Origin of the sequence: Xenorhabdus griffiniae, from assembly GCF_037265215.1 — a bacterium.
Classification (GTDB): Bacteria; Pseudomonadota; Gammaproteobacteria; order Enterobacterales; family Enterobacteriaceae; genus Xenorhabdus; species Xenorhabdus griffiniae.
The window spans coordinates 4,721,366-4,738,619 of the sequence record NZ_CP147737.1 but is presented as its reverse complement, the minus strand read 5'-3'; the positions used below and the strand labels follow the sequence as shown (position 1 = coordinate 4,738,619).

Here is a 17,254-nt window from a genome sequence, read left to right as displayed (position 1 = left end):
TCAGTCCCATAATTGAATAATGTCCTGATTGGGCGGCGGGGTGACATCCGGCAGCTCAACCCATTGACCAGCTGCCAGTTGTGTTGTCATGCAAATAGCCGGGTTCGCTTCCAATACCTGCTCAACCACACCCTGTGTGCGGCCATAATGACGCCAGCACAACAGATCCACCGTATCCCCCTGAAACGCCCTGACCTGCATCAGACCAACTCCGCTATCATGCGAGGTTGGCCTAACATATCCCGGATAGCGTTTTGCCCGTCCCGTCGCAGGTCATCAATTTGTGTGCTGAGTGCCTCGGCGTGCCGCTCTCCATCGCGTGTGGTGTCAATATCGCGGTAGTTTTCAACCAACATTGCTTTGGTGAAGCAATACACGGCATGGCGATAGCGGAAAACCGGCGCCGTGGTATCGTTAATCGCCACAGACGGCACCGTTTCCAGCGAGGCAAAGCCATTCTGTTCTTGTTCTCGCTGCCAGACTGCCAACAGTTGATTGACAGACAGCACCGCTTCCGTGGTCATGTGCATCAGCCGTTCTGTCGTCACCGCCCCATTCAGGCGCATTGAATTGCGCAAATCAGCCAGCACGATATCCGGCCAGAATGCACCGGAGATCACTTTTGCGCCGCCATCATTGATATCCATCTGGCTGTCAATGGGGCGGGGTTGTTTTGTTGCCACTAAGCTCATGATCCACCTGTTGAGAAAGTCGGCGGTGAACGGTAAAACGGACAAGGCTTAAAAGCCGTTCGCTTCACCGTGCCGCCGGGCACGCGGGGTGCATTCCGTTAGCGGGAAGATTGACTCTTCGCCGCCGTTGTCTTGGTTTTGGTCGGTTTCTTGCCTGTCGTTGCGGGCTTCGGCGGAGGCGACGGTGTTACCGTGTTGTCCTCCGCCTTTTTCAGCTCCCGGCTCAGGGTTTCAATCTCTTTCTTGACCCCGATATTGGCGAACAACAAGAGTGCCTGTTGCATCAGTGACAATGCCCGTTCTTTGGCGTCCCGCTGGGGCTGGGTACGCAGGGTATAGGCCAGCGTTTTAAACAATTTCGCCCTGACCTGATTCGGCATATCCAGCGGGGTGACCAATTCAGTGAGCTGTTCCAGTATATCCAACGGTATGGGATCTAAGGTGTCGTCACCGGTGGCAAAAATGGTGAGTGCCTGATCGCAAATTTCATCCACCAATAATGGCCCAATGGTGCGCTGATAACGGTCAGGTAAGGGCAGGCCATGCCGAATGACATACGCCGCCAGTGTCAATGCACGGCCATAGTTGCCAATGTCTATCTGCCAAATCATGATATGGGTCAGCACCTCATCAGCCTGACCGGTATCCGCCGCCAGTACACCGTCAATCCAGCCGTCATAGGCTGCCATCACAGTGCGTTTATACTCAGCTTTGCGCGCTTTCCCTTGCAGGTCAGACAGCCGCGCCTGATCGATGCGCAGGCGGTGCAGTATCTGCTCGTAAGCAGTCAGTGTTGCCGATGACATTTGTTCATCGCCCCGGCGTGCCGCCATGGTGCGCTGCCAGTGTTCTTGTGCCGGTGTCAGCATCATTCCCCCTTGTACCCATGCCGGATAAGCCCGGCACCGGAAATTGTGGTTTAGTCGGTGCTCCCTTCGGCACCCGCAAACGAAATCCCTTCAATCAGGCAACTGAGGCCGTAATCTTCAATGACATAACCGTCATTACTCTGGGCATAGGTGGTGATACGGTTGTATTCCGGCTCGTTTTTGATGTAGCGGTTGTATTTGCCTTTCTGCCAGTAAAGCGACAGGTTTTTAAAGGTGGTGATCAGAATGGCCCCGTCCGGGAAAAACGGTGCACGGAAAACCGGCAAACCGCCCAGCGTGCTGAGCTTCATCAGCTCGTTCCCTGCCAACAGCTCCATATTGGGGTTATGCTGGCTGTGCTGATTCAGGATGCGAAAGTTCTTCTGGGTGGTCAGGCGTGAGCCGGTGATGGCAATCAAACCGGGCGCACTCTGATGCCACGGATCTAACAACGATGTCACGGCATCATAAGCCGCCGCATCATAGTTGCCGTATTGGCCTTTCTTGATGATTTTCCCGTCTTCGTCCCGACTAGTGATGGTAATGTTTTTCATTACACGCTGCGGGGCCTGGTTGCGCAGATGCTGCAACCAGCCGATATTGACATCCTGTAACAGCGGGTTTTTCTGCCGATCGGATTTCACGGCAACGGATGTACCATTAAAGCCAATCATCAGGCGGTCATTGGCCTCTTGCTGGACAATCTGCTGGCTCACCAGTTGTTGAAACTCCGGGTGCCCGGCCCACGCATCAAGCTGGGTATAGCCGATGTAGGTATCAAAGTTGGTCTGTTCACAACGATAGCGATTGGCCTTTAATTCATGCACGCTGACCGGTTCCCGGCGATCCGTGGTGGAGGTATTGCGGCTGGCAATGGTACGGTGGATACCCACACCGATTTTCTCGCCTTCCTGCTCAGTCACACCGATAGAATTGACCTCTTTCAAAAAGGGGCTGGATTCCATCTTGGCTTTTTCCAGTTTCTGCTGGACAGCCGGCGCAACCGTCAACTGAATGTGATCGCCATCGCGTTTCACGCCGTTCAACTTGCCTTGCTGATCAAGGTAGGACAGATAGTGCTGACGTCCTTCATTACTGAGTGACATAGATAAAGTTCCTGTAAGCAATCAATTAATAATCGGCCAACACCTGCGTTGAACCGCTCGCCCCCGGTCGCTGCACCGAAGAGTCATCCTGCTGGCTGAGCTGGCTTTTCAGCGTACTGAGTTCAGTTTCCAGTGCGGTGATTTTTTCCGACTGGCTTTCCAGTTGTGACAGTTTGTGCAGTTGGTTGAGTGCGTCACCGCATTTTTCCGCCGTTAACTGCACCATCTCACGCAACGTGTTCAATTCGGCGCTGTTATGCTCACGATGCAGCCCCAGCGCCTTTTTCACGGATAAAACAAACTTTTCCCCGATGGACTTATCGGCGGCATTGTGTTGTTCGGTGCTTTCCGTCAGCTCAACCAGGGTCTCCAGTGAGGCAGACAAATAGCGGTCATCACTGACAGGCAGCCCGCGCTCCTGCACACTCAGCTTGATTAATTCTGTTCCCACCGCCGCGGGGTTATCCGTCAAGGCAATGCCAGTCAGGTAGGCACTTTGGGTCTGTGGAAAACGTGAATAAAATTCAATACTGGAAAAAACTTTCTGCCCGCTCTGGTTCAGCTTAATGAGCGCCGCATCTTTCTCCTCATCCAGTTCAACAGTCGCCTCCAGCGCCAGCTTGCCCTGCAACGGACCATCTTTAATCTCGTAGGCACGTGCTGACTGCACCATCGCAAACTGGCGGAATGTGCTATCAGGGTACGGGCTTTTAATGTGTTCCAGATTTAAACGGGCCGCATACAGACGCGGGTTATAGCTATCCGCCATCTGCTGGATCTGTTCGCGGGAGACGGCAAACCCGTTCAGCGTCATTCCCTCAGTACAGACCGTTAACTTAATGGTTTTTGGCATGGTTGCGCTCTCCAACAAGCCGTTTTCGATGGCACTATGTTCTCAGCCGGCAGCGTTTCACTCAAAGCCTTCACCGTGTCGCGGAACGGTGACAGACGGCAGTCATGGCAGTACGCGCGCGGGCTGTGGGAAAGTAAGCACATGACAACGACAGCACACGATCCCCGACAAGAAGCCAAAAATTTATACTGGCAGGCCTACAGCGTGGCGCAGATTGCGAAGCGCCTCGGCGTCAGTGTGAACACTCTTTATTCCTGGCGGCGGCGGGATAAATGGGACGACGCTAACCCGATAGAGCGGGTGAGCGATGATCTGCATGTGAAAATCTTGCGGATACAAGCCAAAGAGGCTCTGACCCCGCACGATTTCAAGACACTGGATTTTTTCTACCGCCAACTGGAACGCTTTGATCGCCATGAAGTGAAAAAAGAGAGCACGAAAAAGGCCAAGATACCGAAGAATCACTTCACTGAGGAACAAATTGCGGCACTGCGCGCGCAGGTTTATGAATCCCTGTTTGAGTACCAGAAGCGCTGGTATAAGCAGAGAACGCGCCGTAACCGTATGATATTAAAATCGCGCCAGATTGGGGCAACCTGGTACTTTGCCCGCGAAGCACTGATCACCGCACTGGAAACCGGTCATAACCAGATTTTTCTGTCAGCCAGCCGCGCACAGGCGTTCCAGTTCAAAAAATTCATTCAGATAGTTGCCCGTCAGGTCGGTGTTGAACTCAAGGGCGGCGATGAGATTATTTTGTCCAACGGGGCCACGCTCTATTTTCTCGGCACGTCAGCGGCGACCGCGCAATCGTATACCGGTGATCTCTATTTTGATGAGTTCTTTTGGGTCAGTAATTTTATGAACCTGCGCAAAGTGGCGGCCGGGATGGCGACCCAAATTGGGCTAAGGCGTACCTACTTCTCCACCCCTTCCAGCGAAGAGCATGAAGCCTATCCGTTCTGGACAGGGGATTTTTTCAATAAAAGCCGCCCCCACAAGAAGCAAATCACTCTCGATCTCAGCCACCAGACCTTACAGCCGGGGGCATTGTGTGGCGATAACATTTGGCGGCAGATAGTCACCATTCATGATGCTATCGCACTGGGGTTAGATCGGGTTGATTTGGCCGAAATCGAGAGCGAAAACAGCCCCGGAGATTTTGACAACCTGTACCGTTGTATCTTCGTGAAAGCCGGTGAACGGGCATTTGATTATAACGCACTGATCCAGTGCGGGGTTGACGGTTATAACGAAGACGTTTGGCCGGACTGGAAGCCATATGCACCCAGACCATTGGGTTATAAAGGCGTTTATATCGGCGCTGATCCGACAGGTACGGGGGGCAATGGTGATGGTTTGGGCGTGGTGGTGATGTCACCGCCTGCCGTCAGTGGCGGTAAATGGCGGGTGATTGAAGCGCTACGCTTCCGGGGTATGGCCTTTGAGAAACAGGCTGAGGAAATCCGCAAACTGACCGAACGCTATCATGTATTGGGTATCACGCTGGATGGCACGGGCGGGACAGGTGAAGCTGTACACGAGTTGGTGTGTAAATTTTTCCCGGCCGCTACCTTACTGAAATATTCCGCACCGCTGAAGCGAATGCTGGTTATGAAAACGCAAATGCTGATCCGCTCCGGCCGGTTTGAGTATGACGCCGGAATGCAGCAGGTTGCGACTTCGTTTATGGCTATCAAGAAAGTCATTACACAAGGCGGCATTGTCACCTATGACGCCGACCGGACGCGCGGCGTGGATCACGGCGATATTGCCTGGTCTATTATGAATGTTCTGCATGGAGAGCCGATAGCGAGCGATTCGGGCGGGCATCAGTCTTCTGTTACGGAGTTTTAAATATGAGCACCTTTCTGCCTGCTGAGAGTCAACCTGACGCCATGAACAACCCCAGGGAGAACCTGCCTGGCGATGCAGTTCAATGTGCGTCGTTTACGTTTGACACACCGACGCCGGTGTCACCCGGCGGGGATTTATTGGATTGCATGGAGTGCGCCAAAAATGGCCGCTGGTATGAAACGCCGATTGATTTTTACGGTCTGGCACGGGCGTTCTCGTCAGCGGTCTATCATCAGTCGCCATTGTTTTTTAAACGCAATGTGATCATGAGTTGCTTCCTGCCGCACCCATTATTATCCCGGCAGGATATGGCGGCGTATGTGCTGGATTATCTGGTCTTCGGCAATGCCTATCTGGAAAAGCGCAGCAACCGACTGGGCGGGCTGTTAACGCTCCGGCATTCACCCGCCAAGTACACACGACGGGGCGAGAAAGCCGGGCAATATTGGTTTGTGGAAAGCTGGAATAAAGAGTTTGAATTTCGCCCGGACAGCTTGTTTCATCTGATGAATCCCGATATTCATCAGGAAATATACGGCCTGCCGGAATATCTGGCCGGATTGCTGTCGGCCAGCCTGAACCGTTCCGCGACCATGTTCCGCATGAACTACTACGAAAACGGCAGTCATGCTGGCGTGATTGTTTACCTGACCGATCCCTTGGCTGACCCGAAAGGTGTTGATAAACTCAAAGAATCCCTGCAAAAATCCCGGCGCGATGGGGCATTTAAGAACCTGTTTGTGTATGCCGCCAACGGTAAGAAAGACGGCTTGCAAATCCTGCCATTCAGTCAGATCAGTGCCAAAGATGAGTTTACCAATGTTAAGGAGGCGACCCGCGATGATTTACTGGCAATGCATCGCGTCCCACCGCAACTGATGGGATTCTCACCCTCGAACGGCGGCAACTTTGGTGATGTGGAAAAAGCGGCTAAGGTATTTGCCATCAATGAACTCAGCCCCATCATGGAGAGCCTGAAATCCATCAACGATTGGGCGGGGGAAGAAATAGTGCGCTTTTCCCCTTATGCCTTGCTGGATGCACTGACGATTCAGTCATAACGCCGCTGTCATTAACACAGCGTGTAGCTATCGCGCTGTGTGCGTCCCCCTGCTCCCTCCCGTCCCCAAACACGCGCCAGCATCGCACTGATACGCCCTAATGCCCCATTTTCAACAGATACAATCTCAAATGAAATTAATTCATTTCAACCCCCACCGCGCGCGCTTGCTCCCCCGCCTCGCCCGCACACAAAAAGGGGGTGTTTTTGTGCAGTTGCGCATCGGCAGGGAAACCTTGCCCGTACTGGCCTTGTGTGATGCAGGGATGCACAAAAAAATTGTGCAATTTTGCTTAATTTTATGCAACGAAAATCCGCTTTTATGCGGGTTAAATGGTTAGGTGATCCTTCTCGAATTGTGCGAATTGAGGCATAGAATAATTTTTTATTGCAGGAGAATATTACTGCGTGAAATTATCAGAAGAACACAAAATATAGAGGGGAGATTTATGTATATCGCACCAAATATTACAGCCTTTATTAATCAAGAAGCGGCATGTGGGAGAAACTGGCGACCGGGATACAATACTGGCGCGAATGACCTGTATTTTTCACCAATCCCCGGATGTACCAACCCCGCTGAACAATGGCAACATTTACATCTGTCTTATACTTATCAGGATACATTGCTCTATTTAGGTGGGAAAATGAACAGATCTCGCCACATTCATTTATATCAACATGGCCGCTGGAATATACAAGCAATTACGCGATTTCCTCGTTCCATGCAACTGGCGATAATCAGTGTCCAGATATTCTGGACGCCCCCACCAACAAGATAAAATCTTATGGTACGATTAAGCATAATGCCAACAGATTGCACTTTTCTAAGGCTCCGCTGATTCAAAGGAGCCTTCATAAATTGTGACATGTCACACTCTCACAATTTCACTTCATGCCAGCCTAACGTCACCCAGCACGCTGAATCACCCGAAAAGCAGCATTCAGCCACAGGAAGCGCATCACCGCATTTCTCGCATTGGCGCACCGCCAGTGCCTGCACTTGCTGCTGCAACAGTGCATTATCTTTGCGGATCAGCAGGGTGAGATATTCCACGACGTCATAAGGTTCGCGGCCCGGACGCCTCAGCGTACAATTGCGCTTTAACATGGCCAGTTCCTGATTATCAAGCAGCAATTCTATTTTAGTGATGCCAGCCTCCTGCTGGCGTTGACGTTGGGCGGCTTTGCGTTCTGCGGGGGATTTCGCCATGATGTTTATTCTCCCTGATTACCAGCGTGGATGAGGCAACCGACACAAAAACAGCTCTTCAAATTCCTGTTGTGACTGATGCTGACGAAGGCGTTCTTCACTCCAGCGACTTTCAGCAAAATCAAACAACGTCACCGTATCGAAAAAAGCCGGTTCACCCTTGATACGGTTCAAGGTAAAAAACTGCTTATAGGCCAGCTCGCCACTATCCCCTGAACATCGGGAGGAATAAAACGTTCTATGCCATTTATCATGCATGGTTAGACTCAACGCTAATTGCACCAACCGAATGGGATTATCCGACCAAGCCCACTCTGACACATAGACATCACCAGACAAGGCAGCAACATAGCTGTTTTCATGCAAAAAGCGGTTACGGTGATGTTGATTGGCTTTCCAGCGTTTCTGCCAGACGAATAAATCTAAAACAAATTTACGGTTAATGTTGTTAATGATTTCGGGCGTTAACTTTAAGGTGATCATTGTGACTTTTCCTCTAAAAACTCACAAAAATGGTCTGATTCCGTTTTAAACGGCGGCTGTAATGCTTTATCAGACGGATTTAAGACATACATTCCGAACCATGTAATGCTATAAATTCCCATGCTGTGATAACAAACAACGCCCAATTCAGCCAGTCTGTGCATTTGTTCACGAGAGACGTCGTATCCCTCACCATCTTCAGATGTTTCTTTAAATCGCTGTAGGGCTGCCAAGTCTTTTGGTTGTAAGTAATTCATATTATGCTTTCCTCATTTCCCCAATATTCATAATCCGCGCCTGTAATGCCTCGCGGCGCACCTGTTTACGCGCCTCAAATTCGCGTTGTTTCCGTTCCTGCTCCTCCGGTAAATCCATCAATCTGACTTTGCCCTCACGCACTTGCAGCCGCTGGCCGTCAACACTCATACTCATGCCCTTAACAAACATCTTGCCCAGCGTTTGATTGCTGATGGGGTAGCCCATTGATTCAGTAAAGCGCATCACTGCCGGCAATAATGCTTCCTCTTTTTCTGTTAATTCAATACGTGAGATAACCCGAGGCCCCGAAACCCCGATTTCTGCACGCTGTACGCCATTCTCAGCGGCGTTGATTTCCATCGCCCGTCCCCATTGGAGAACATCAGATAACGCCTTACCGCTTAAGTCTGCGGGTAATGCTGAGCTGTCCTCCCATGCCACCCAATCCCCTGATCCACAGTTATTGACAGGACTCCGAGGCGCGCCGATGGCGCTTTTTAAAAGATTAAGACCCTCACCGGCCACAGCGGATGCCGGGGCTTGGCTGTCGTGCTTTTTGACAATCCGATATTCCCGCTCGCGTGTTTTCAACACGCCGGCGGCAGGATTAAGCTGCGCATAAATCCCGACCACGTTAGAAACAGCCTCGTCATACGGGTTGAGCTTGTCGCTGACTTCACGGGCAACGCGGATTGTCTGCTGATCACGTGGGGTGCAAGGGCCACCCTGTGACAGGATGTAGTTTTCAAAGTCCCCCTGATCGGCCGCAGCCCGAACCTTTTCGGCCACGTCACCCAACTGGTCAGCGATGCAGAGACTGCGCAGGCGACGGCATTCACGGTACGCACCTTTGGAGGGCAGGTTATAGAACTGAAATTGGGGAATACGCCATGTGGAGGCCCATGCAGTTACGGCCGCTGCCGCATCTTTTAACGGCTTGCCGGTTTCATCATCGGTCAGACCATCCAGCGCATAACCGTCGATATTTTTAGCAATGTATTTAGCGATATAACCCACTGCACCACCTTTATTCATATGCCGGCATTCGAAGCGGTACTTCTGTGCGCCCCGTTCGCCGCCATCTTCCTGTAAGGCTTTTTTACGCATGATCTCCACCGCTGCCGCCCGGCTGGCCTTATCGGTAAACAGCAACAGATGCCAGTGCGGCGTACCATCATGATGCGGTTCAACCACCCGGACACCATAAACATTCAGCCCTTCATCCTTAAACGCCGTGCGGATTTTCGCCCAGACCTTCACCAGATAACGCTGACCATCTTTCGGGGTATAGGCTTCATTGGCCCAGCTGCTGTTCAGCACCGCCACCTTGTCTGCCCCCATCTGGCGGGTCGGGTGATATTTTGACGGCGTAGTAATGGTGATAAACATTCCGATATCCCCCCGCACCGAGGCAACCCGTTCAATCCCGGCAATCTGCGCCATCAGTTCCATACGGCGAATTTCCGGGTTAGAAATGCTTTGCATCACTTTCTCAACCAGATCAAAACGTTCGCCGGTGGCCACATCCTCAATGTCCATTGACTCAAGGTACTGCATATTGGCCAGACGCTGAGATTTCACCTCCTGAATAGCCTGACGACTGGCATACGGGGAACGGTTTTTATTGACCGCCATTGCGGCAATCAGCAACGCTTCCCGCCAGCGGGTACGGTGTGCCTTGAGCCGGCGATACCAGAAATCATCATTGACCAGACGGGATACCGCCGCAATCACATCACGCTGTTGCAACGTACCTTTCAGGTAGCGGCCATAATGCGCCGGTGTGACATGCAACCCGCGCGACAATTTCGCCAGCTCGCCATAAATCGGGGACAGGTTGCGCATCTGATAGATAGCTTCTTTATCACCGTTCGCCTCAGCAATGCACTGATCACAATACTGCTCAAACAGCGCAAAGAACCCGGCGGCGATTTGGGTCGCCAGTTTCTTTAGTGGCTTATTCTGAAGATCGGGCAAACGGTTAAACTGGCTGATTTCGGTAGAAATGCGGGCCGTAGCCGTCAGCGTGGCGTGGGTATCCATCTCAAAACGATGGGTGACCGCCTCAATGCGTGGCCAGAATTTTTGATGGAAATCGAAATACAGAAAATCCTGAGCTTTCAGCAGGCCCTGTTCTTGTAACGTCTTTTCATAACGTTTCTGATAGGGATAACGCAGAATGCGTGGCAGAGAATCGATATCTTCTAAAATAGCTTGCCCCTGAAGGCGTCTTTCACGGGTAAGCGATCTTTCAATACCGGCCACCGCCTGATGGCGCGGTGCATTCCACCAATAGGCATACTGCCCATTGGCGGGTTCAGCTTCGGGTTGGACACTGAAATCAATCGGGCGGCTTAACATGTCACCACACCGCCGTAAGTTTCCGGGTTCAGCAAATTCAGTGCGGTCTGACAGCGTTTGGCGATGGTTTCAACCGCAGCCAGATATTCTGTCACCGAGTGCATTTTGTGGCGGATATAGGAGATATGCAGGCTCACCAATGCAGCGACCAGTGACACGTCACTGTCATGCCAGTCGACCAGCGAGTAAATGCCGTCATACGTGTTGAATTGCAACAACGCCAGTTTACCGGGATGTTTCTCATGAACAACAACCGCAAAACGGGTACCAGTGATATAAACGCCGTTTTTAGGATCAAGAATAATAGATTCATTCATTCGCAAACTCCTGCATACACTGAGCTACATGCCTGCTGTGAATTTTCTTCGGCCAATAAATCAAACTGACGCCCCCCCTGACCGTCATAGCCCAGTCGCGATAAGTTTCAATACCGTGAGATTCCAACGTCACACACTCAATACGGCGCTCTCGTTTCATAGGGTCTTGTTGAGAAGGAAAGAATGTCGAATTACCTCGGCGAGAGCAGGCAGCAACCATGCGCTCCCAGCGGGCAACGCGGGCGATTTCACCGGGGAAACGGGCAAATATTTCGGCCAGTTCAGATTTGCGGGCGTGAATACAGGGCATGCAGCCCACACGGGAACAACCCTGCTGATACAATGGATTGGGCTTGATACCGTGTTTTTTTGCCAATGCGAAAACCTGTTCATGCGTCCATGACAGAATAGGGCGGTAAACGGATAGCCCAGCGGTATCATCGATATCGGATTCCCATTCCGGTAAAGCGGCGCGCGCGGGTGATTCCTGCGCCCTGACGCCCTGCCACAGAACTACTTCATCAAATTGTAATAACAAAGGTGCAACCACCTGCTCAGCAACCGGCTTATGCTTAAGTTCGAACGTACAGAACCGGGCTTTTGTGGAGGGGAAGCGCCCTTTTAACATGCACAGATCAAGAAATGGATTATCCGTCGGAAACAAGACCTTGAGTGCGGCAATGATGCGTTTTTCCGCCTGCGCCTCTGTCATGCCACATTCTGTGACCAGACGGACAGGCCAATGCGTTTTAATGAACTGGCGCTTATTTTTAATTTGGGTGGCGAAATCAGCCGACACACGCCGAATTTTCCCCAGTTTATTTTCCAGATAATCCAGATATTTCATTGTTTGCGGGTGTTCATGGCCGGTATCGGCAAACACGACAATGTGATTGACACCGTTCTCAATTGCCAGCAGCCATTGCGCCAGCGAATCTTTTCCACCGGAAACAGTAATCACATTGATAGTATTTTCAGCATGACAACGGCTATCAATCATGACGCCCCCTCCAATACCGCAATAATCTCTTTCGCAGGCTGACGGTTGCCATTGGCGGCAATCGTGCGCGGGGCGTCGATTTCATGGATAGTAAAGCTCAGATCGGCATACAGTTCTTTGGCGACAATCGAGTTAGACACGGTGACGGGGACACCGAGATGCGTATTGAGCGTGTACAAATCAACGGCTAATGCTTCATGATCGGCATGATTGAAATTGGATTGATAATATTGGGTGAATGCACCCTCGTTGGTCAGATACGGCGGATCGCAATAAACCACGTCACCGTAATCAACGAGGGTTAATGTATCCTGCCATTCCAGATGCACAATTTCGGCGATCGCGGCTTTTTCGGCAAACGCCCAGATTTCAGCAGCGGGGAAATACGGTTTTTTATAGTGACCAAATGGCACATTAAATTCACCCTCGCTGTTATAGCGGCATAATCCATTAAAGCAGTGGCGATTTAATGTTAAAAATAAACTGGAACGGGATAATTTATTAGCAAAATTATCAGAAAATTCACCACTGAAATTAAAAACATCCCGCAGTTTATAAAATTCATTTTTATTCAAAACAAATTCAAACCAATTTGCCGCCTCTTTTGTAAACTGATCACAGTCAGATTTGATACTCTGATACAAATTAATCAAATCTGCATTAATATCCGCAATCAGATACGCGGGATAATCCGTATTCATCATGACGGCACAGGAACCGGCGAACGGTTCAACCAGTCGCTGACCGGCGGGTAGGTGCGGCCGTAGTTTATCCATAATGCGAGATTTCGAACCCGCCCATTTGAGAATAGTTTTATTGGCCATTGTCAGCCTCCGGATAGAAAAATTCAGCCGGATTAATACACTCAAACCGTAATAAAACAGAAGATGAGGATTTCTCAACGCGGATTATTTTTGCCAGCAGATTTCTGCCCGTGAAACATTTATAGAAATGCTCGCGAATAATTAAAATATCGCCGGGGTTATAATTCACATCTGGCCAACCAGACACTATTTTTGACGAGACGATATCATCAAAAAAATGACCGCCTACCGTCTCGATTTTAATGACGTAAATTTTTTCCATCACACACTCCGATAATGTTTTTGTTTCAGTTCAAAAACGCTCTGGCAGGTTGCGCAGCGGGTGACACCGGCAATAATCCTGCACCGCTCTTTAGGAATAGGTGCGCCGCAATCCTCACATTTAAATGCAGAAACCCCGACTGGGCGGCTAACATGCGCGGCTATCCGGCGTTCCAGTATTTCGGCCGTGCGTTCACAGGCGCGGTCGATTTCTCTAGACATAATTCCACTCCTGCGCCTGACGCTCGATATTCTCAGCCTCACTCATCAACAATTCGGCTGATGCGGCATGATCCAATTTATTTGCCCGAATATGGGCGGCGAGTTTTTCCAGACGAGAAACAGAGAGCGTGGCTAAATTTTTACGCTCATCCTCTCTGTTTATTTTTATCAGTTGTTCTATTTCCATTATTCTCTTCCTGTTTTTAGGTAATAAAAACCCCTGCGGGTTGACGCATTAATAATAAAAATGTTGGTTATAAATTAATGTGTAATTAATTCCGGCATCACTAGTTTATCCGGTAATATTGATGCCAGGGCCTTTAATTGATTCATGGCTAGAATTAAAGCACGTTGTTCATTATTAGTTAATTGATGAAACTTAACGGCATAACGTGATTTATCAAATCCGGCCAAATGAAAAATCAAGTGCAGCAGTCGCTCATTGTTTCGAGTGCGGTTATTGGTGCGGTCACGCAGATATTCAATCATTTCTGCTAATTCACGGTTATCATCAGAAAAATATTTTGCGCGCAATTCGGCGGATTTATTTAATCCATCGATTTTTTCATCCAGCGTCATCGATACCGCGCGGTAGGGTTCCGTATTCGCCATAACATCACCTCACAATAGAGATAATAACGGGGGTTAACAGGGTTGTCGCTAAACCAATTGAGACAAACGTCATCATCAATGGGTGTTCTTTTTCACAGCGTTTATTCGTGACTTTTTTATTAAAATCATCACCAGAAATTTTATATTTGTGTTGCACTCTCGTTAATTGGTTCATCTAACCGTTCCTCATATAACTGCTGACAAAAATCAATCGCCTCCGCTTTGGAATCAAATTTACCGTAGCAATATTCACTGTCCCCGACCTGATAACGGGTGAACGTGCAAACGGCGTTAGGACGTAACGGGCGAATTAATAACGATCCGAATTTAATCCGCCCCTTGCTTAATTCCTCTGGTGTTGGAATAGTATTTCGCATTTTTTTTATTACCTCTATGGTAATCATTTACTGATATTATTATTTAGAGGTCAGGGACATTAACGCTCGCGCATGAATTTCGGCGGATTTGCGGTTGAGGTGAATGAGGCCGCGATCTAAATTCATGTAATCATATTCATCTTCAAACCATTCAAGCTCTTCCGTGATAGAACCCCTCATGCAGAGCGCCGGAACATAATACGTGTGGTTCAGCTCCAGTGGCGCCCGCACGGGTTCCGGTACATTGATATTGGCCGTATTGATAGCCTGCTTTAACTTATCCGCATCAACCAACAGCTGAGATTGCGTCTGCACGTTCCCAAACCCAACCCGCACAGACTGAGAAACGTGATAATCATTTCCCGTTGCCATTTGCATAAACTGCACCAGTGTTTCCTGGATATACTCAGGGGTGATTTCCACCGCGTTTTTGACATCATCAAAAACATCATACAGACGCGCCATCAGAGCTAATTGCTGTTTTGAACGTTCTAGGGATGTTGCGTTTTTCATTTTTTATTACCTCTGTTAGATAATTTTTTTTGGCTGTTGTTATATGCATCCATCAACATAGCGATCATGTTGACTTCTATCATATCTTTAGCTCTTTTCTTCGGTCTGGTGATGATGCGACCATCAGCGACCATTGCGCGACATGTAACAAAAGGGATTTGGGTTATTTCTGAGTATTTTTTGAGTGACACATATGCAAACTGCACCAGCGTGTCCTGGATATACTCAGGGGTGATTGCCACCTCGTTTTTGAAATCATTAAAAACATCATACAGACGCGACATCAGGACTAATTGCTGTTTTGAACAGTTCAGGGATGTTGGTTGTTTCATTTTTTTTACCCTCTGTTGAGTCAATATTTCAGCCTTACAATCCAACCCACAACAGCCACGCATCACGCTGTTCTTTTGGGCGGTTCAAAAACGCATCACGCATTCCTCTGTTGAACTCAGGGATATAAACCCAGTTCTCACCGCGCACTTTCGCAGGAATACCACCGATTTCTTTTACATCAGGGTTCTGCCAAAAAACAGTTGGTAACTTACCCTTATCAACCATCCCCTTAACAGCACCATGAGTTTTGCCGATTAAGTCAGCAAACTTCTGATAAGGGACTGCATCAACCGGATAGTAAACTTGCATGTAACCATCAGGATTCTTTTCTAACATTTTTCACCTTCTTTTCTATACTTTAAACAGCGGTCAAATCTAGGAATCTCGTATTTTTCAGGTTCATTTGTTACCCTGCTTAGTTCAAACGCTTAGAATTGCTTACATGGCTTGTTCTAAGTGTTTTTTGCGCCTCAAAAGGTCTCGCTTTTAAAACCTACGAGGATTCTAGTCTCAGTTTTGGAACCTGTCAACAATGAACATGTCACAAAAAATTCGAGCCATACGTAAGGCCGAAGGATTAACACAAATTAAATTTTGCGAACTAACAAACATCCCTTTAAGCACACTTAAGAATTACGAGGGTGATCATTCTTCTCCGGGTTTAAGTACAATTCTTCAAATAACCCATCACTCTAAATTCGAAAAATACACATTGTGGTTAATGACCGATAAAACGGCTCCTGAGTCTGGTCAAATTAGCCCGACTCTCTCCCCTGATGGTGCCGAACACAAAATGTCACACCACTTAGACCGGAAAACTGGCTAACACTACATGAGGACTTTCTTGACTGGTTAGAAACACAATCACTTTGTTACATCGGAGAGCTTCACTATGCCAATTAAAAAGCTCGATGATGGTCGGTATATGGTGGACATCCGTCCTGTTGGCCGAACTGGAAATCGGATCAGGCGGAAATTTGATAAAAAAGCAGAAGCTGTCGCTTTTGAACGTTACACACTGGCTCATGCTCCAAAGCCGGGAAAACCATCTAACAGACAAAATCTGAGCGATTTACTTAAATTATGGTGGCTGTATCACGGACAAACCGCGGAGAACGGCACGATAGAAAAGCGGCAACTGGAAAAAACAATCAAGTTGCTCAATGACCCATCTATAAACCGTCTCAATAAACATGCTTTACTGGAACACCGAAGTAATCGCCTCGCTGACGGTATCAAAGCATCAACGATAAACCGGGATATGTACCGTCTATCAGGAATGATCACAACATTGCAAAAGCTCGAAGTCTTTAGCGGTGATAATCCTCTGAATGGATTACCACCGCTAAAAGAGCTACAGCCTGAAATGACCTTCTTAACCAAAGAAGAGATCAACAAGCTGTTATCCGTTCTTTCCGGTGACGAAAAGAAAATTGCACTGTTATGTCTCAGTACCGGCGCCCGATGGGGAGAAGCTGAAACCCTGAAAAGTGCCCAAGTAAAAAACGGTCGGGTTACATTTTTGAAAACCAAAAATGGTAAGCAAAGGACAATCCCGATCTCCAAGACATTAGAAAAGGAAATCAAACAAAAATCAGGGGAGCTATTTGACGTTGATTATGCGAGCTTTCGTGTGAAATTGAGGTCAATAAAACCTGATTTACCGGAAGGACAGGCAACTCACGTTCTGCGTCATACATTTGCGAGTCACTTTGTGATGAAAGGTGGAAACATTGTCGCACTGCAACAAATCTTAGGGCACGCCAACATACAACAGACGATGGCGTATGCGCATTTGGCACCCGATTATTTGCAGTTAGCAATCACATTGAATCCATTAAGTGAAGGTATAGAAATCTAGTAGCCAGAAGCAACTGTAGATAACTAAAGTGTCCACGCGAGTGTCCACACTTGGAAAATTTCAGATCATCTACAGTTGCTTAATAAAAAATTATCACTTTGATTTTAAAGGGAATTTATATTAAAGGGCAGATAAAAAAAAGCCCCGAAACGGGGCTGAAAGACAGGGATGGTGTCTATGGC

The 17,254-nt window shown here is 48.7% G+C and carries 25 protein-coding genes and 1 pseudogene; 6 read left to right on the top strand and 20 right to left on the bottom strand.

The window, feature by feature from the left end:
* The 5 genes from WDV75_RS21850 to WDV75_RS21830 form a co-directional block, all read right to left on the bottom strand.
* Entirely contained in the window at positions 1 to 201 is a 201-nt protein-coding gene (locus WDV75_RS21850; RefSeq protein WP_273557729.1) for a tail protein X, read from the bottom strand.
* Positions 201 to 692 carry a head completion/stabilization protein gene (locus tag WDV75_RS21845; protein WP_273557730.1) on the bottom strand — a complete coding sequence of 164 codons (492 nt, stop codon included), beginning with the start codon at positions 690 to 692 and terminating at the stop codon, positions 201 to 203. Before WDV75_RS21845 ends, WDV75_RS21850 begins: the two co-directional genes overlap by 1 nt.
* A 98-nt stretch (positions 693 to 790) precedes the next feature.
* Entirely contained in the window at positions 791 to 1,564 is a 774-nt protein-coding gene (gene gpM / locus WDV75_RS21840; protein ID WP_273557731.1) for a phage terminase small subunit, read from the bottom strand.
* A gap of 47 nt (positions 1,565 to 1,611) precedes the next feature.
* Complete coding sequence (locus tag WDV75_RS21835; RefSeq protein ID WP_273557732.1) at positions 1,612 to 2,667, bottom strand: phage major capsid protein, P2 family; 1,056 nt, start codon at positions 2,665 to 2,667, stop codon at positions 1,612 to 1,614.
* A 25-nt stretch (positions 2,668 to 2,692) separates the two neighbouring features.
* Positions 2,693 to 3,520 (bottom strand): GPO family capsid scaffolding protein, encoded by an 828-nt coding sequence (locus WDV75_RS21830; protein WP_273557733.1) that lies wholly within the window; start codon positions 3,518 to 3,520, stop codon positions 2,693 to 2,695.
* A 141-nt stretch (positions 3,521 to 3,661) separates the two neighbouring features.
* On the opposite strand from WDV75_RS21830, the gene WDV75_RS21825 reads away from it, so the two are divergent.
* The 4 genes from WDV75_RS21825 to WDV75_RS21810 all read left to right on the top strand — a co-directional run bounded on the left by WDV75_RS21825 (position 3,662) and on the right by WDV75_RS21810 (position 7,219).
* The gene (locus tag WDV75_RS21825; protein ID WP_273557734.1) at positions 3,662 to 5,377 is read left to right on the top strand and encodes a terminase large subunit domain-containing protein; all 1,716 of its coding nucleotides are present in this window, start codon (positions 3,662 to 3,664) and stop codon (positions 5,375 to 5,377) included.
* A gap of 41 nt (positions 5,378 to 5,418) precedes the next feature.
* On the top strand, positions 5,419 to 6,438 hold the full coding sequence (locus tag WDV75_RS21820; protein WP_273557863.1) for a phage portal protein: 1,020 nt from the start codon (positions 5,419 to 5,421) through the stop codon (positions 6,436 to 6,438).
* Between the two features lie 130 nt (positions 6,439 to 6,568).
* Positions 6,569 to 6,778, top strand: coding sequence for a hypothetical protein (locus tag WDV75_RS21815; protein ID WP_273557735.1), 210 nt, complete (start codon positions 6,569 to 6,571; stop codon positions 6,776 to 6,778).
* Positions 6,779 to 6,886: 108 nt separating this feature from the next.
* Entirely contained in the window at positions 6,887 to 7,219 is a 333-nt protein-coding gene (locus WDV75_RS21810) for a hypothetical protein (protein WP_273557736.1), read from the top strand.
* A gap of 98 nt (positions 7,220 to 7,317) precedes the next feature.
* On the opposite strand, the gene WDV75_RS21805 is transcribed toward WDV75_RS21810, so the two are convergent.
* The 15 genes and pseudogenes from WDV75_RS21805 to WDV75_RS21735 all read right to left on the bottom strand — a co-directional run bounded on the left by WDV75_RS21805 (position 7,318) and on the right by WDV75_RS21735 (position 15,547).
* Positions 7,318 to 7,650 carry a hypothetical protein gene (locus WDV75_RS21805; RefSeq protein ID WP_273557737.1) on the bottom strand — a complete coding sequence of 111 codons (333 nt, stop codon included), beginning with the start codon at positions 7,648 to 7,650 and terminating at the stop codon, positions 7,318 to 7,320.
* Between the two features lie 18 nt (positions 7,651 to 7,668).
* The gene (locus WDV75_RS21800) at positions 7,669 to 8,133 is read right to left on the bottom strand and encodes a hypothetical protein (protein ID WP_273557738.1); all 465 of its coding nucleotides are present in this window, start codon (positions 8,131 to 8,133) and stop codon (positions 7,669 to 7,671) included.
* A complete protein-coding gene (locus WDV75_RS21795) occupies positions 8,130 to 8,390 on the bottom strand; it encodes a hypothetical protein (RefSeq protein ID WP_273557739.1) in 261 nt (86 codons plus the stop codon). Before WDV75_RS21795 ends, WDV75_RS21800 begins: the two co-directional genes overlap by 4 nt.
* Position 8,391: 1 nt before the next feature.
* On the bottom strand, positions 8,392 to 10,752 hold the full coding sequence (locus WDV75_RS21790; protein ID WP_273557740.1) for a replication endonuclease: 2,361 nt from the start codon (positions 10,750 to 10,752) through the stop codon (positions 8,392 to 8,394).
* Positions 10,746 to 11,069 (bottom strand): DUF5405 family protein, encoded by a 324-nt coding sequence (locus tag WDV75_RS21785; RefSeq protein ID WP_273557741.1) that lies wholly within the window; start codon positions 11,067 to 11,069, stop codon positions 10,746 to 10,748. The genes WDV75_RS21790 and WDV75_RS21785 overlap by 7 nt, the downstream gene beginning before the upstream one ends.
* Positions 11,066 to 12,069: pseudogene (locus WDV75_RS21780) on the bottom strand (phosphoadenosine phosphosulfate reductase family protein). The gene WDV75_RS21785 and the pseudogene WDV75_RS21780 overlap by 4 nt, the downstream one beginning before the upstream one ends.
* Positions 12,066 to 12,893 (bottom strand): DNA adenine methylase, encoded by an 828-nt coding sequence (locus tag WDV75_RS21775; protein ID WP_273557742.1) that lies wholly within the window; start codon positions 12,891 to 12,893, stop codon positions 12,066 to 12,068. Before WDV75_RS21775 ends, WDV75_RS21780 begins: the two are co-directional and overlap by 4 nt.
* On the bottom strand, positions 12,883 to 13,155 hold the full coding sequence (locus WDV75_RS21770; protein ID WP_273557744.1) for a hypothetical protein: 273 nt from the start codon (positions 13,153 to 13,155) through the stop codon (positions 12,883 to 12,885). Before WDV75_RS21770 ends, WDV75_RS21775 begins: the two co-directional genes overlap by 11 nt.
* Positions 13,155 to 13,376: a TraR/DksA C4-type zinc finger protein gene (locus WDV75_RS21765; protein ID WP_273557745.1), complete on the bottom strand. Its 222-nt coding sequence runs from the start codon at positions 13,374 to 13,376 to the stop codon at positions 13,155 to 13,157. The genes WDV75_RS21770 and WDV75_RS21765 overlap by 1 nt, the downstream gene beginning before the upstream one ends.
* Complete coding sequence (locus tag WDV75_RS21760) at positions 13,369 to 13,563, bottom strand: DUF2732 family protein (RefSeq protein WP_273557746.1); 195 nt, start codon at positions 13,561 to 13,563, stop codon at positions 13,369 to 13,371. The genes WDV75_RS21765 and WDV75_RS21760 overlap by 8 nt, the downstream gene beginning before the upstream one ends.
* 74 nt (positions 13,564 to 13,637) lie before the next feature.
* A complete protein-coding gene (locus tag WDV75_RS21755; RefSeq protein WP_273557747.1) occupies positions 13,638 to 13,988 on the bottom strand; it encodes a DUF5347 domain-containing protein in 351 nt (116 codons plus the stop codon).
* Positions 13,989 to 14,128: 140 nt separating this feature from the next.
* Positions 14,129 to 14,365 (bottom strand): hypothetical protein, encoded by a 237-nt coding sequence (locus tag WDV75_RS21750; protein WP_273557748.1) that lies wholly within the window; start codon positions 14,363 to 14,365, stop codon positions 14,129 to 14,131.
* Between the two features lie 39 nt (positions 14,366 to 14,404).
* Positions 14,405 to 14,878 (bottom strand): hypothetical protein, encoded by a 474-nt coding sequence (locus WDV75_RS21745; protein ID WP_273557749.1) that lies wholly within the window; start codon positions 14,876 to 14,878, stop codon positions 14,405 to 14,407.
* The gene (locus WDV75_RS21740) at positions 14,875 to 15,210 is read right to left on the bottom strand and encodes a hypothetical protein (RefSeq protein ID WP_420497496.1); all 336 of its coding nucleotides are present in this window, start codon (positions 15,208 to 15,210) and stop codon (positions 14,875 to 14,877) included. The genes WDV75_RS21745 and WDV75_RS21740 overlap by 4 nt, the downstream gene beginning before the upstream one ends.
* A 34-nt stretch (positions 15,211 to 15,244) precedes the next feature.
* Positions 15,245 to 15,547, bottom strand: coding sequence for a Cox family DNA-binding protein (locus tag WDV75_RS21735; RefSeq protein WP_273557750.1), 303 nt, complete (start codon positions 15,545 to 15,547; stop codon positions 15,245 to 15,247).
* A gap of 196 nt (positions 15,548 to 15,743) precedes the next feature.
* Between WDV75_RS21735 and WDV75_RS21730 the strand changes: the two genes are divergently transcribed.
* Positions 15,744 to 16,037: a helix-turn-helix domain-containing protein gene (locus tag WDV75_RS21730; protein ID WP_273557751.1), complete on the top strand. Its 294-nt coding sequence runs from the start codon at positions 15,744 to 15,746 to the stop codon at positions 16,035 to 16,037.
* A gap of 66 nt (positions 16,038 to 16,103) precedes the next feature.
* On the top strand, positions 16,104 to 17,072 hold the full coding sequence (locus WDV75_RS21725; RefSeq protein ID WP_273557752.1) for a phage integrase: 969 nt from the start codon (positions 16,104 to 16,106) through the stop codon (positions 17,070 to 17,072).
* The last annotated feature ends 182 nt before the right edge of the window (positions 17,073 to 17,254 follow it).